The following is a 13,253-nucleotide window of genomic DNA, read 5'->3' on the forward strand; positions in this document are numbered from 1 at the left end:
AGGTTAGCCCTGTGGCTTTCGATTGACCAGACTCACAATTCAGTGAGTGACTGCTGGCGACTCGCCCCGACACGCACTATGATGCGGCCCCTGTCATATTCGTAGAACGCGACATGCGCCGCTCACCGAACTTGATGAAAACCACGATGGTGGCGGAACGGGCGCCGGCCGCGGCCGAATCCGGTGCGCCGACCAACTATCTTGACCTCTATGGGCTGGCGAAGCCGCCGTTCGGCGGGGCGTCAGACAGCGCGACCTATATCCTGTTCAATTCCCATCGGCGCGTCATCGAAGCGCTGATCGATCACGTCGTCCGCGGCAGCGGGCTCATCGTGCTGCAGGGTGAGGAAGGCATCGGCAAGACCGAAACGCTGCGCGCTGCCGCGGCGTCGGTGGCCAAACAATCGGACCTGCGAACCGTCGTCGTATCGCGACCCCCGAACGGGCGTATCAGCCTGATGCAATTGGTTTCGGCACTTCAAGGCCGCCCTGGAGCCGAGGGGACATCAACTGAGGATGCGATCACACAGTTTCTGGCACCGCCGCGTAAAGCCCTGTTGCTGGACGACGTCGACCTGATGCCGCAGGATTGCGTTCGTTCGCTGATCTCGCTGGCGCAACGCATCCCAAGTCAATCCGGCAGTCCGGCGCTCGTGGTGGCGAGTTCGGGAGACGTAACGGCGGCTTCAGAGCGGCCAGACCTTGCCGAGCTTGCCGGTTTGGCACGAAACACTCTTCGCCTGCCGCGGCTCGCGCCGTTCGAGGTGCAGCAATACATTGAGCGCTCACTCTGGATTTCCGGGGGCACCACCCGGCGGCTGATCAATACTGACGCCATGAAGCTATTGATCGCGCGATCCGGCGGCGTGCCCGTCGCCATCGGCCGGCTGATGGAGGCGGTGCTGATGGCAGGCTTCGCCCGGGGCGATTCGATGATCACGGCGAAGACCGTCGCCTCGGTAACCGGGCCGACCGCGCCGCCGCGGCCCCAGCGCGAACCGATCGAGTTCTCCGCCACCGCGGCGCGCGGCGCGCAGTTTGCCGCCATTGGGTTGTTGGTGCTGGGTGCTTCGGTATTTCTCTACAGGGGATTGAGCGGCCGGGATGAACGGCCATTGCCCGCCGTGTCCGCACCACGAGCCCCTCCGCACCCGATTGCCGCCACCACGTCGCCGCCGGCCACGAAGCCAGTCGAGACCCTGCCGCCCGCGTTGATGGCTGCATTGATGAAGCGCGGTGACGAGGCAGTGGCCCTGGGCGACGTCGCTGCCGCCAGATTGCTGTATCAACGCGCCGCAGAAGCAGGCAACGCGCCTGCGGCGACGGCCTTGGCGAAGACCTATGACCCGGGCTATGCGTCACCCGGTCAATCGTCCGATCCCGCGCGCGCTGTCGAATGGTATAGCAAAGCCTTGGCGCTTGGTGATCCGCAGGCCGGCGCTTTGCTGAACAAGCTCGAAGGCCGCTAGCCCGGCTTTTTTCTCAGGGGGTCTTGAACTCGATCGCCTGAGCGCCCTGCCATAACACCATTTTGCCCAGCGCGGCCAGATTTTCATTTCCCTCGACAACGGTCAGAAAATGATTGCCGGCCAATTGTCCCATTTTGCTCGCGAACTGTACACCGCCATAGGCGAGCAGGATCTCGGTTTCGGAAATCCCGCCCGGATACAACAGGAACTGTCCCGGCGCTGGATGGCTTGTATGGTTCTCGAACCCCAGGCCGAGATCGAGCTCGCCCAGCGGAATCCAGCACCCTTCACCGCTCCACCGAACGTGAATGATCCGCTCGCGATAGGGCAGCAGAGAGCGGAATTTCGCGCAGGTCTTCGCTGCGTTCTGGTCCTCGAATCGAGCCTTGAAGTTGAACGGGCCGGCGGTGATGTCAATCAGGGTCATGCTGGGTTCTCGGTCAGACCAGGAAGGCACTTGCATCGAAACCGAACGGCAGGTTGCCGGTCGGTTTGATTTGGTCATACGGCGCGCGCGGCAAAAACCGGCCGCTGCCTGCTTCGGCCTGCACGATACCGTCTTGCATCACCACCTCGCCGCGGCGGATGGTGCAGGTCGGCCAGCCGACGACATCCAGTCCTTCATACGGCGTGTAGTCAATGACGTGCTGCATCAGACGGTTGGTGATTTTGACGCTCTGGTCTGGGTTCCACAACACGAGGTCGGCGTCCGATCCCGGTGCGATGGTGCCTTTGCGAGGATACAGCCCGAACAGGCGTGCCGGGTTGGTTGCGGTCAGCCGCACAAAGTCGCAGGCATTGAAGCGCGCCTTGGAAACCCCCTCGCTGAACAGGATCGGCAGGCGCGAACCCAGTCCCGGCACGCCGTTCGGGATCTCGTTGAACGCGGCAGCGGTGCCGTGCACCCGTTTGCCCACGGGCGTTTCATAACTCCAGCCGCTATGGTCCGATGAGACTACATCAAGCACGTTATCGCGGATCATCCGCCACAACCCTTCGTGTGCCGCTGCGTCGCGTGGCGCGGGGCTGCACATGAACTTCGCGCCCTCGAACCCTGGGCGATCCATATCGTTCTCTGAAAGAACGAAATATTGCGGGCAGGTCTCGCCCCAGACTTTGAGTCCGCGGGCCTTGGCCCGAGCGATTTCTTCGGCCACTTCGGGGCAGGAGACGTGGAAGATCTGGATCGGCTGGTCGACCATCTCGGCCAATGCGATCGCTCTGTGGGCTGCCTCCCGCTCTACCATGCTGGGCCGCGACCAGGCATGATATTTCGGGGCGGTGCGCCGATCCGCCAGCAGCGCCGCGGAGCGCCAGCGGATCGCCTCATAGTTCTCGCAGTGCACCGTGACCAGGGCGCCGGCGCGGCGTGCCGCGGCCAGGACGCGAATGAACTGGCGGTCGTCCAGATGCAGCGGATCGTAGGTGAGAAAAACCTTCAGGCTGCGCACGCCGGAGGCGACCACTTGCGGCACCTGGTTGAAGATCACGTCATCCGTCGGGTCGGTAATGATCTGGTGGAAGCTGTAATCCACCATCGCCTTGGCGGCGCGGCGGCGATATTCGGCCAGCGGCTGCAGGATGTCGTGACCTTTGAACTGAGTGGAGAAGGTGATCACGCTGGTGGTTCCCCCGGCCAGCGCCGAGGTGCTGCCGCTGATGAAACTCTCCTCGTCGGCGCCACCGCCGGCCTGCAACTGCTCGATATGGCAATGCGAGTCGACACCGCCCGGCATGACCAGCAGACCGTGCGCATCGAGTGTGCGTTCACCGCGCAATCCTAGCCCGATCGCGGCAATCTTTTCCCCGACCACACCGACATCAGCCTGGAACATATCCGCCGGGGTGACTACCGTGCCGCCGGCAACCACCAGATCGTAATCAGCCATGACAGGCGTCCCCTGACCTTGAGTGCAGCGCTTTTCCCGCCGCATTGTGTCGCCGAACACGGCCGGTGATGTCCAGCCCGGGGGTAGACCGCGCACGGCATCGGTTCGGCAATACGCTGTGCTGATCGCGATTCGCGTACTGTGTCGGGATGGCCAGCGGGACACCGCCGGCGCGGTCACGGCAAGTCAATGACGCTGACATGAGCGGCCACCACCCGCCAACCATCCGGCGTCCGTGCCCAAGTCTGCATTTGCCGCCCGACCTTGCCCGGAAGCGTCGGTCGCTGGAACAGGGTCGAGGCGGTGGCGAAATCGCGCCCGAATGTGGTGATCACGGTGCGCGATGTAGTTCGTGCCAGCCCGACCGCTGAGCGCGCGGCGCGAAACCTGCCGATCTCGTCATAGCCATGAAGGTTTTCGCCGATGCCATAGCGGATGGTGTGAGCGCTGTTCCAGAACAACGCTTGCAGGCCATCGACATCATTCGCCATCAGCGCCTTCTCGTAGGTCGCGAATGCGGCTTCTACCTCGGCTTTGACGTCGGGCAAGTTGACGTCCACGGGTCAGGGCTCCAGCTTCGGTGTCGGCGCTTTCGCGACGCCGGCGGCTTCAAGCGCCCGTGCGATGCGGAGCGCTAAGTCCTCGCGCCAGGGTGCGGTGATGATCTGCACGCCGATCGGCAGGCCGGAAGCGGTGGGGATCGGCACGGCGACGACCGGAAGGCCGATGAACGATATCGGTTGGGTGTAGATACCGATATTTGGCCGTAACGGCATTTCCTGGCCATCAAGCACGATGCTTTTTTGGCCGATCAGTGGCGCCACGGTCGGGGTTGCCGGCGCCAGGATGGCATCGACGTGCTGGAACAACGCCAGCAACTGTTCGCGGTACCAGCGGCGGAATTTCTGCGCCTGCACCACAGCCGCAGCCGGCACCAGGGCGCCGGCGATCAGTCGATCGCGCACATCGGGGTCGAAGTCCCGAGGGCGGGTGCGCAGGCGTTGCAAATGCAATCCGGCGCCTTCAGTCGTGCTGATGATGTAGGCCGCGCTACGGGCGCGATGCGTATCGGGAATCGTCACAATCTCCGAGGCATCAAGCGCCGCGACCGCGGCATTCAGGGCAGTCAGGGCATCCACCGAGGCACCAGCCTGGAAGTAGCCGCCGGCTGTGGCGATGCGCAAGCCGCCGATGCCTTGATGGATCGATCCGGCCACTAGGTCGGCCGGGCGATCGACGCAGACCGGGTCAGTCGGGTCGTAACCCTGCATCGCGTCATAGGCCAGCGCCAGATCGGCCACACTGCGCGCCAGCGGTCCCAGATGATCCAGACTGGAAACGAATGCGAAACTGCCTGCTCGGGTCAGCCGCCCATAGGTCGGTTTAAGCCCGAACAAACCGCAAAACGAGGCCGGCACGCGGATCGAGCCATTGGTATCGGATCCGAGTGTCAGCGGCACCAGGCCGCCGCCGACCGCGCCCCCAGAGCCGCCTGACGATCCCCCGGTCATGCGTGTGATATCGTGCGGATTGCGCGATGGTCCGTGATGGGCGTTCTCGCCGGTGAAGTCATAGGCGTATTCGCCCATGTTCAGCGCACCGACCAGGATCGCGCCGGCTGCCTCAAGCCGGGTGATCACGGGGGCATCGACGGTAGCCGGCGGATGATCGTGATTGATCTTTGATCCGGCCAGTGTCGGAAGGCCGGCGACATCGATCAGATTCTTGACAGCGAATGGTACGCCCGTGAGCGGACCAGGTTTCGCGCCCGACGCGTCGATCGCCGCCGCCCGGGCGCGAGCGCGATCCGCGGTGACCGTGGTGAACGCATTCAGCATCGGGTTCAACCGGTCGATCCGGTCGAGGCACTCGGCCAGCACCGCGCCGGAGGTGACGTGGCCGGCGCCGATAGCCGCGGCGGTTTCAGCGGCGCTGCGGAACGGGTTCATGCACGAAACACCGGCGCGGGGTCCAGAAAGTCGGGCAAAGGCGCTTCCAGCACCACGGCCGCATGATCCAGCGAGATCGCCAGATGCATACGCACCGCAGCGCGCCATTGTGGTTCGACTTCGATACCGAGGATCGCTGTGCCGGCATCAATCAGGGCATCCAGGGCGGCTTCTTCCATGTTCACTCCGTGGGTTTGCTGCGCAGCCAATTCCGCCAGCTGCCCAGGTGGGTGATGTCGGGCGCGTTCCCGATCCCGGCCGGTTCTGCCAGAAAGCCGAGGCACGGGCCATGATCGAGCATCACGCTGCCAAAACCAAGCGGTGGATGCACCAGCGACAGCAACGTCCCGATAGCCGCTGTCGGCAGCGCCCAGACTTCACCGGCGACCGCGCCTCCGTCCGCCGCCCGCATCAAGCCGGGCCGGTGGTCGAGCACGAAAAGCCGGTAGACCGGCTGGGTTGTGGCATGTCGCAGCAGCCGCCCACCGAGCGAGGTGATCTGGTGGTTCAGCGGCAGACCGGCCATATGCGCGCCGATGCAGAATAGCGCAGTCTCATCCGTCGCCAAAGGATCGGGTTGCGCGGCGGCCGGCAGCGCCTGGCCGGTGGCACCGACTGTCGGGCCAAATCGCCGATGCAGCGCGTCAGCCACGGGGGCGAGTCGGCCCTCGGACCAAGCCGGTCCCAGCAGCACGCCGCCGACGGGGCAACCGTCGGGTGCGAAACCGATCGGCACGGCGAACCCAGCCATGTCGCACAGATTGGCAAAATTGGTGAACGTGCCGAGGCGCTGGTTGGGTCCGATTGGATTGGCGGCCACCTCGGCCAGTAATGGACAAAAGGGTGCGGCGGGCAGCAGCAGCGCATCGTATTGGCCAAACAACAAATCTGCCTGGCGTCGCGCCTGCCTGAGCAGATGGAAAGCGTCGAATGCATCGACCGCCAGACGTTGAAGCCCGAGTTCCAGGATCTTTCGAGTGGATGGATATAGCACGTCCGGGTTTCGGCCAATCACCGAACGCAATGCCGAGCTGCGCTCAGCGACCCAAGGACCTTCGTAGAGCAGATCAGCGATTTTCAGGAATAGACCAACATCGATCGAGACTGCGCTCAGGAATGTTCCGGCCTCTCGATAGGCAGCCGCGACGTCCGGTTCACATAATTCGGCGACGTCGGCCATCGCGACGCGCCCGATGCTGCCGCAGCGCCGCAGATACGGTAGCGGTGCCTGGCGTGAGTAAGGATCGTCGACGTCGAAGCCGGCAATCACCCGCAGCACCTCCAGCGCTTGATCAACCGAACGGCCAAATATCGAGATAGTGTCGAGCGAGCGGCATGCCGGCACCATCCCGCGGGCGGAAACGCTGCCGACAGTTGGCTTGAGGCCGACGATATTGCCGAAGGCCGCAGGAATGCGCCCCGATCCGGCGGTATCGGTGCCCAACGCAAAGCGAGCAATGCCGGCCGCCACGGTGCACGCCGATCCCGACGACGATCCGCCGGGGACTCGCTCAGGGTCAAACACATTGCGTGGCACGCCATACGGGCTGCGGGTCCCGACCAGACCGGTAGCAAACTGATCGAGATTGGTCTTGCCCAGCAGGAGCGCCCCTGCATTCAGCAGGCGGCGCACTGCTGGAGCGTCCGTTGCCGGTAAGTAAGAGAATCCTGGACAGGCCGCGGTGGTCGGCATTCCAGCGATGTCGATATTGTCCTTCACCGCGAACGGCATGCCCCAAAGGGGACGGCCGAGCGGCCCCTCGGCTTCCAGTGCGGCGGCGTCCGCCAGAATGGCCCGGTCGGACCGGCGGGCAATCCAGATCGCTGGATCGGCGTGGGCGCGGTCGGCGGCGATTGCCGCCTGTGCCATCCGCACCGGCGTCAAGCGGCCACCTGAACGCCGTCAAGATGCCGAATTTCGGTGTAACCTCGATAGATCGTTCCGGCTTTGATCATCTGGAGCAGGGCTCGAGTCATTGGCGGTGGTTCCGAGAGCGAAGCGTCGTGTTTCAGCTTTTATGGCCTGGCGGGCGCAAGTGCCGGATATCCTCTTTAGGATAACACGGACGAAGACCGCGGACCACGAGGCGTCCTGGGGAACCGTGGCGGTTCTTTGGCTGCAGCCACGCTGTCACCTGTCGTCACGTTTGCATCTGCAGTCATTTCACCCGACACTACCTGGTTGGCGTAACGATACTCTTAACGGCCCGGCATTCGAAGTGCGGCTTCAATACGGGATCTTGTCCGACTTGCGATCCCACTCCTCGAACGCCGCGCGGCCCTCGGCCCGCAACAGCCGCTTTGCCGGGATCGATCGCTGCCGCGGCGGCATTCGGATCTCCTGGTAAAGGAAATCGTCGCGGAAGCCGATCTTCGCGGCGTCGTAGCGATCGTTTGCGTAGTAGATCCTCGAAAACCGCGCCCAGTAGATTGCGCCCAGGCACATGGGGCAGGGCTCGCAACTGGTGTAGATCTCGCACCCGGTCAGATCGAACGTCGACAGTGCCTGGCAGGCACGGCGAACCGCCACCACCTCGGCGTGCGCGGTCGGATCATTGCTGGAGGTCACCTGATTGAATCCCTCGGCGATGATCTGGTCATTCTTGACCACGACGGCACCGAAAGGTCCGCCGCGCCCCGAGCGCATCATCTCCAGTGACAGTTCGATCGCTCGGCGCATGTGGTTCGCTGCGGCCATCAGTTGCGTGCCGGTGGCCCAACGGGGGCACAGACGCAGCCGCCGCGGCTTCGCTCGATCGCTGGGGCCTGGGTTCGTGCTTGCAGGCCGGCCGGCCCGATCGGGCAGATGAGTCCGTCCGTGGCGATGCCCAGGCAACTGTAGAACCGGACGCGCTTGATTACCGATCTGATCAGCCTCAGCGCCGGTAAACTGGGGCGCTCCAGAGCGGCCGCGGCGATCTCGAAATTCAGCTCCAGCACGGTCATGGTCGTGTCCACATCATGTGGCGCCCGACGCCGCCGATCCCAGACGGAGGTAGATTGTATCGCCCATCTCAGACCGCCAACAGGCCCACCACGTCGTCCTGCAGCACCGCGCAGGTCAGCTTGCCGCCGATGCCGGCGCCGGTGTCCAGGCCGATGCGGTTGGCGGCGATCGGCACCGACGGGCTGGACGAGTGTCCATGCACGACCACCCTGCCGAAATCCTGCTCGGTGGAGAGGAACGGGTGCCGTATCGTTGTCAAATCGTCCCGCGACTGCTGTGCCAGCGGAACGCCCGGGCGGATGCCGGCGTGGACAAACAGATAGTTTCCCTCATGGTGGGTCAGTGCCAGGCCGCGCAACCAGGCCAGGTGTGCCGGCGGCAGCGCGGCTTCCCACTGGTCGCGCGGCAGCTCGGGATCGAGACCCCAGCTCGGCAACGCCTGCTTGCCGCCAGCCCACAGCCAGTCGGTTGCCGCTGCGCGGTCGCCATCCAGCGCATCGAGCAGCATCCGCTCGTGGTCGCCCAGCAGATTGATGACCGCGATCCCTGGGACCGGTGATCCTGCGGACAGCAGGTCAACGACGCCGGCGCTGTCGGGACCTTGATCGATGTAGTCGCCGAGATACACCAGCACCGCGGAGGCGGCCGGGCGGCCCGCGAAATCCGCTGCGACCAAGCGGTGCAGCGCGACCAGTTGGTCCCGGCAACCGTGAATGTCGCCAATCGCGTAGACCCGCCGGCCGCGTTGCAGCCGGCCGGGTGCGCGCATGAAGCGGATGGTCTCGGCCGACGCCGCCATCTGGCGTGGGCCGCTGAAAGTCGGGATCGCGGCGGCATCCAGGGCGGCGCGCATCGCGGGGCGGCGCAGCGGTCGCCTCACCGGCTGTTTCTTCTTTTGGGAAGCCTGCTAACCTGTCTAGGTCGAAGCAATCGGAGGGAACCCTTGGCCAAAATCACTTTCCCCGTGGAAGCGAGTCACATCATGATGTTCGCGCGTGCGGTTGGCGACAGCAATCCCGTTTATCACGACGCGTCGGCGGCGAAAGATACCGAAGCGCGCGGTATCATTGCCCCTCCGAGCTTTGCCCAGGCGGTCGCGCAGTTCGACCCCGATTACCATTTGCGCCCCAAGCCGGGGGAAAAATGGTTCGGTTCCGCCAAGGGGCCGACCGGGATCGAGGGCAAGCCCACCTCATCAGGCGGCCTGCATGCGGAACAGCACTTCGAATTTCATCGCCACGTCCGCCCCGGCGACGTGCTCAGCGTGGAGACCAAGCCCGGAAAGACCTGGGAAAAGGAGAGCAAGCGCGCCGGCAAGCTGACCTTCCGGGAGCGGATCACCGAATACCGCGACCAGAAAGGCGAACTGGTGATCACTGCTCGCGGCGTCGGTGTCACTACCGAACGTCCCGTAGACCAGGGCTGAGGGGAACCATCATGGCACTGAAAGCATCCGCCCTGAAGGTTGGCGACACCCATAGCGAGCGCGTGGTGGAGAATCTTTCTCGCACCCAGATCGTGCAATACGCCGGCGCGTCTGGCGACTATAATCCGCTGCACTCGGACGAGGTCTACACGACCCAGGTCGCCGGCTATCCCACCGTGTTCGCCCATGGCATGCTGACCATGGGGCTGACCGGAAAAATGCTGACCAACTATGTCGGCGACGGTACGCTGACAAACTTTGGCGTGCGGTTCACCAATCAGGTCTGGCCAGGTGACACCTTGGATTCGAAGGCCACGGTGGTAGCGATGCGTCAGGAAGGCGGCCAGCACTACGTCGATCTGACGTTGTCGACCACGAACCAGGACGGCAAGGAGGTCGTTGCGGGTTCGGCAAGCGCTCGCATCGATCCGTAGTGTACTGGGGTGAGAAGCCGATGCGTGTGTCCACCGCCATTACGATCCTGATGCTGCTGGCGATACCGGCTTTCGCCGAACCGGCGGCTGAAAATACCGGCGCGGCCGGCCCGAGTACCGCCGACCCGGGCGCGGCCGCTGCCGCCGATCGCGATGCCGCCCGCTGGGCTGAGTTGGAGGCGCAGGCGCGGATCACGGACGGCGACTATGACGGCGCTGTTCAAGCCGAACAACAGGCCAGCACGGAGCGTCTCCGCGCCGAACGTTATCAACTGATGGCTCGACCTACGCGACGATAGGTATTCGGCTCGGTCGTTTCGGCACTTTCGCTCGGTGTTTTCAGGACTGGAGCGCCGGCTGACCGCGGCCGCCGATCGGTTGCTCATATCCGCGGTGAACTCACAGCATTTTTCCGAGCCGGCTGATCCGGCCCAGACAAGAGGCGCAGGATGCGAGCGTTTCTGACAGGGGCCACTGGCTTTATCGGTTGCTTTCTCGTTCCGGAACTCATCAATGCAGGCCATCACGTGGTCGGGCTCAGCCGTTCGGATGTGAACGACCTGGACCGCCTGGGCACCGCCGCCAGGCGACCGACGGCCTGATCCACGCGGCCTTCAACCACGACTTCTCCAACTTGCCGCGCCCCTGTGGGCGCGCGACGGCAGAGTAGATCAGGCGGATACGCAGATCGGCCGCAGCCTGTTCGAGGTTGAGGCTGGTGAAGTCCGATCCGTGATCGACGTACAGCACATCGGGAATGCCGCACACCGGCCATGCCGGATCGGCCTTGCGCCAGATCGCCTGTCGCAGTGCGAGCGAGGTGTTGAGCGCGGAAGGCGCACCAAGGAAGACCATGTAGCCCGCGATCACGCGCGAGTGATCGTCCAGCACGGTCGTCATCCACGGTCGCACCGGGCAACCGCCTGCATCGAGGATCAGGATATCGAGCTGGGTATGATCGGCTTGCCAGATGGCATTGGGGTGTTCGGCGCGGTGCCGATGCACCAGCTCGAACTTGTCGCGAAAGGCGGCAGCGCCTCCATGGGCTAAGGTCAGCATCGCCGGATCGATCCGGCGCACGATATCGCGCACGCTGCCATAGGACGGCATTCGCCATTCCCGTTCGCCGACGATGCCGGCGAGACGGCGATGGATGGTCACGATCGATGGCGGCGGTTTGAGCAGCGCCATGCCCTCAACCAGTTCGACCAGTTCTTTCGGGAAGGTGCGTTTGCCGGCTTCCGGTCGGGTGGGACGCGCAAGCCCTGCGGGGCCATCGGCACGGTAGCGGGTAAGCCAGCGGCGGGCGGTGCGGAGCGATATGCCGGCATCGGTAGCGGCCTCACCCAGCGGCACCGCGTCATGGAGGTGACGGCGAAGCACGGCCATCCGTTTCGCGACTTCGGCACTTCCCGGTTCTGGTGTTCGATCATCGGTCATGGTGATCTACCCCGTCCGAAAGAGGATCGTTCAGCGGACGGTCGCTGTCCAACCTGTCGAGGCACGGTAAACCGCCAGAAGCCGAGTCTCAGATAAATGGTACTATATCTTTTGCGTTAAGGGACCCCTTTGCGTTACAAATGAGCCATGACGCACACACTGATCGGGTACGCCCGCTACTCCACTGACAAACAGGACCTCGCCGCCCAGCAGGACACCTTGGTGAAGCTCGGTGTCGCGGCTGATCGCATCTACACGGACAAGGGATTCACCGGCACGAACCGGTCCCGGCCCGGTCTGGATCAGGCGCTTGCGGCGGTACGAAGTGGCGACACGCTGGTGGTGCCCAAGCTCGACCGACTGGCGCGGTCGGTGCCGGATGCGAGAGCGATCGGCGACGACCTTGCCGTGCGGGGCGTAAAGCTACAGCTCGGGGCAAGCGTGCATGATCCGTCCGATCCGATGGGGAAGCTGTTCTTCAACATCCTCGCGACATTCGCCGAGTTCGAGGCCGACCTGATACGGATGCGGACCCGCGAAGGGATGGCCGTCGCGCGCTCGAAAGGGAAGCTGCGCGGCAAGAAGCCCAAGCTGTCGGATCGCCAGCAGAAGGAGTTGCGCCGCATGTACGACACCGATGATTACTCGATCAGCGATCTCGCCGAGGTGTTTTCGATCTCGCGTCCAACCGTCTACCGGACGCTTGGACGCCAACCCGCCGCGCCTACCGCAAAGGCGGCATGATCTTGCCACGACCGTCCTGCTGAGTCTTCGTTTGTGGAACCGTCAGTCGGCTAGGGCTGGCTGCAATTCTTCCTCTACCCACTGCCGGAAAGAGGTTGCCCCAATGATGGCCGTCGCGCGCGGTGCAACGTTGTCCATGCCTTCCTCTTTGGCGCGCAGCATGTCCACGAAGCCCTGTGCAAACGCGTCAGTCAGTCCGTATCCAATCGCGGCCTCTTTGTACGCCTCGTAGGTTTGGCGCTCGTAGCGGACCTCCCGGCCGGTAACTTCCGAGATGATCGCCGCCAGATCGGTGTAGGACAGCTCCTCCGGGCCAAGAACCGGCACGTCCTCCTGTCCCGACCAGCTACGATCACTCAGCAGCCCGGCAGCGGCAGCGCCAGTATCACGGCTGGCGGTGTGCGGCAGTTTCTTGTCAGGCGCGATCGGGCCAAACATCTTACCTTGCCGGATAGCAGGCGCTTGCCGCAGCGCGTTTTCCATGAACGCCGGCAGCGCGAGCCCGCGCACGGCTGCGCCTGTCGTCCGTAGGAGGTCCACCATTTGGATCGAGCCAGTCGCATTGCCGGCGCGCTCCTGCCACGGGGTGTCACGGCCGAGTGTCGTCGCGGCGACGATATGCCGCACGCCATGCCGGCGCATGGCCTCTGCACCGGGCCGAGCAAAATCGACGGTCGCGGCGGCGGGCGTCGGGGACGGCGTTGGCGGGCACAGCCAGAACACCGCGTCGGCTCCCCGGAGCGCACGATCGACTACGGCGGCATCGCCATGCGACCCTTCCACTACCTCTACCTGCTCGCGCACGTCGTGCGGCAGCTTCGAAGGATCGCGCACGATCAGGCGCAGCGCTTCGCCGGCAGCGAGGCGGTGGCGAACAACATGACGACCGATGTTGCCGGTCGGGGTGGTAACGACGATCATGGATAGCTCCGGTTGATTGGACCTACAGATAGCC

17 protein-coding genes are annotated in these 13,253 nt (G+C 64.2%); 6 read left to right on the forward strand and 11 right to left on the reverse strand.

Annotated elements, in window-relative coordinates:
- The first annotated feature begins 146 nt into the window (after positions 1-146).
- Entirely contained in the window at positions 147-1,469 is a 1,323-nt protein-coding gene (locus ACQY4Y_RS07690; RefSeq protein ID WP_428489964.1) for an AAA family ATPase, read from the forward strand.
- 13 nt (positions 1,470-1,482) lie between these two features.
- Here ACQY4Y_RS07690 and ACQY4Y_RS07695 read toward each other — a convergent pair whose 3' ends face one another.
- The 9 genes from ACQY4Y_RS07695 to ACQY4Y_RS07735 form a co-directional block, all read right to left on the reverse strand.
- A complete protein-coding gene (locus ACQY4Y_RS07695; RefSeq protein ID WP_428489965.1) occupies positions 1,483-1,896 on the reverse strand; it encodes a DUF3830 family protein in 414 nt (137 codons plus the stop codon).
- A 13-nt stretch (positions 1,897-1,909) separates the two neighbouring features.
- Entirely contained in the window at positions 1,910-3,358 is a 1,449-nt protein-coding gene (hydA, locus tag ACQY4Y_RS07700) for a dihydropyrimidinase (protein ID WP_428489966.1), read from the reverse strand.
- Between the two features lie 176 nt (positions 3,359-3,534).
- On the reverse strand, positions 3,535-3,918 hold the full coding sequence (gene hpxZ, locus ACQY4Y_RS07705; protein ID WP_428489967.1) for an oxalurate catabolism protein HpxZ: 384 nt from the start codon (positions 3,916-3,918) through the stop codon (positions 3,535-3,537).
- 3 nt (positions 3,919-3,921) lie between these two features.
- The gene (locus tag ACQY4Y_RS07710) at positions 3,922-5,307 is read right to left on the reverse strand and encodes an AtzE family amidohydrolase (protein ID WP_428489968.1); all 1,386 of its coding nucleotides are present in this window, start codon (positions 5,305-5,307) and stop codon (positions 3,922-3,924) included.
- Positions 5,304-5,486: a DUF4089 domain-containing protein gene (locus tag ACQY4Y_RS07715; RefSeq protein WP_428489969.1), complete on the reverse strand. Its 183-nt coding sequence runs from the start codon at positions 5,484-5,486 to the stop codon at positions 5,304-5,306. The genes ACQY4Y_RS07710 and ACQY4Y_RS07715 overlap by 4 nt, the downstream gene beginning before the upstream one ends.
- A 2-nt stretch (positions 5,487-5,488) precedes the next feature.
- Positions 5,489-7,192: an allophanate hydrolase gene (gene atzF / locus ACQY4Y_RS07720; RefSeq protein ID WP_428489970.1), complete on the reverse strand. Its 1,704-nt coding sequence runs from the start codon at positions 7,190-7,192 to the stop codon at positions 5,489-5,491.
- A gap of 342 nt (positions 7,193-7,534) precedes the next feature.
- Entirely contained in the window at positions 7,535-8,005 is a 471-nt protein-coding gene (locus ACQY4Y_RS07725; RefSeq protein WP_428489971.1) for a nucleoside deaminase, read from the reverse strand.
- Positions 8,005-8,253, reverse strand: coding sequence for a hypothetical protein (locus ACQY4Y_RS07730; protein ID WP_428489972.1), 249 nt, complete (start codon positions 8,251-8,253; stop codon positions 8,005-8,007). Before ACQY4Y_RS07730 ends, ACQY4Y_RS07725 begins: the two co-directional genes overlap by 1 nt.
- A 68-nt stretch (positions 8,254-8,321) precedes the next feature.
- Positions 8,322-9,134 (reverse strand): metallophosphoesterase family protein, encoded by an 813-nt coding sequence (locus tag ACQY4Y_RS07735; protein WP_428489973.1) that lies wholly within the window; start codon positions 9,132-9,134, stop codon positions 8,322-8,324.
- A 63-nt stretch (positions 9,135-9,197) separates the two neighbouring features.
- On the opposite strand from ACQY4Y_RS07735, the gene ACQY4Y_RS07740 reads away from it, so the two are divergent.
- The 4 genes from ACQY4Y_RS07740 (at position 9,198) to ACQY4Y_RS07755 (ending at position 10,716) form a co-directional block, all read left to right on the forward strand.
- Positions 9,198-9,680: an FAS1-like dehydratase domain-containing protein gene (locus ACQY4Y_RS07740; protein WP_428489974.1), complete on the forward strand. Its 483-nt coding sequence runs from the start codon at positions 9,198-9,200 to the stop codon at positions 9,678-9,680.
- 11 nt (positions 9,681-9,691) lie between these two features.
- A complete protein-coding gene (locus tag ACQY4Y_RS07745) occupies positions 9,692-10,114 on the forward strand; it encodes a MaoC/PaaZ C-terminal domain-containing protein (RefSeq protein WP_428489976.1) in 423 nt (140 codons plus the stop codon).
- Between the two features lie 20 nt (positions 10,115-10,134).
- Positions 10,135-10,413, forward strand: coding sequence for a hypothetical protein (locus tag ACQY4Y_RS07750; protein WP_428489977.1), 279 nt, complete (start codon positions 10,135-10,137; stop codon positions 10,411-10,413).
- 150 nt (positions 10,414-10,563) lie between these two features.
- A complete protein-coding gene (locus ACQY4Y_RS07755; RefSeq protein WP_428489978.1) occupies positions 10,564-10,716 on the forward strand; it encodes an NAD-dependent epimerase/dehydratase family protein in 153 nt (50 codons plus the stop codon).
- Here ACQY4Y_RS07755 and ACQY4Y_RS07760 read toward each other — a convergent pair.
- A complete protein-coding gene (locus tag ACQY4Y_RS07760) occupies positions 10,652-11,554 on the reverse strand; it encodes a DDE-type integrase/transposase/recombinase (protein ID WP_428489979.1) in 903 nt (300 codons plus the stop codon). The two genes, ACQY4Y_RS07755 and ACQY4Y_RS07760, sit on opposite strands and share 65 nt — an antisense overlap.
- Positions 11,555-11,701: 147 nt before the next feature.
- Between ACQY4Y_RS07760 and ACQY4Y_RS07765 the strand changes: the two genes are divergently transcribed.
- On the forward strand, positions 11,702-12,298 hold the full coding sequence (locus ACQY4Y_RS07765) for a recombinase family protein (protein WP_428489980.1): 597 nt from the start codon (positions 11,702-11,704) through the stop codon (positions 12,296-12,298).
- Positions 12,299-12,340: 42 nt separating this feature from the next.
- Here the strand turns inward: ACQY4Y_RS07765 and ACQY4Y_RS07770 are convergent, their stop codons facing one another.
- Positions 12,341-13,219, reverse strand: a complete 879-nt coding sequence (locus tag ACQY4Y_RS07770; protein WP_428489981.1) for an NAD(P)H-binding protein — start codon at positions 13,217-13,219, stop codon at positions 12,341-12,343.
- Positions 13,220-13,253: the final 34 nt, after the last annotated feature.

Source organism: Rhodopila sp. (assembly GCF_965277165.1).
Classification (GTDB): Bacteria; Pseudomonadota; Alphaproteobacteria; order Acetobacterales; family Acetobacteraceae; genus Rhodopila.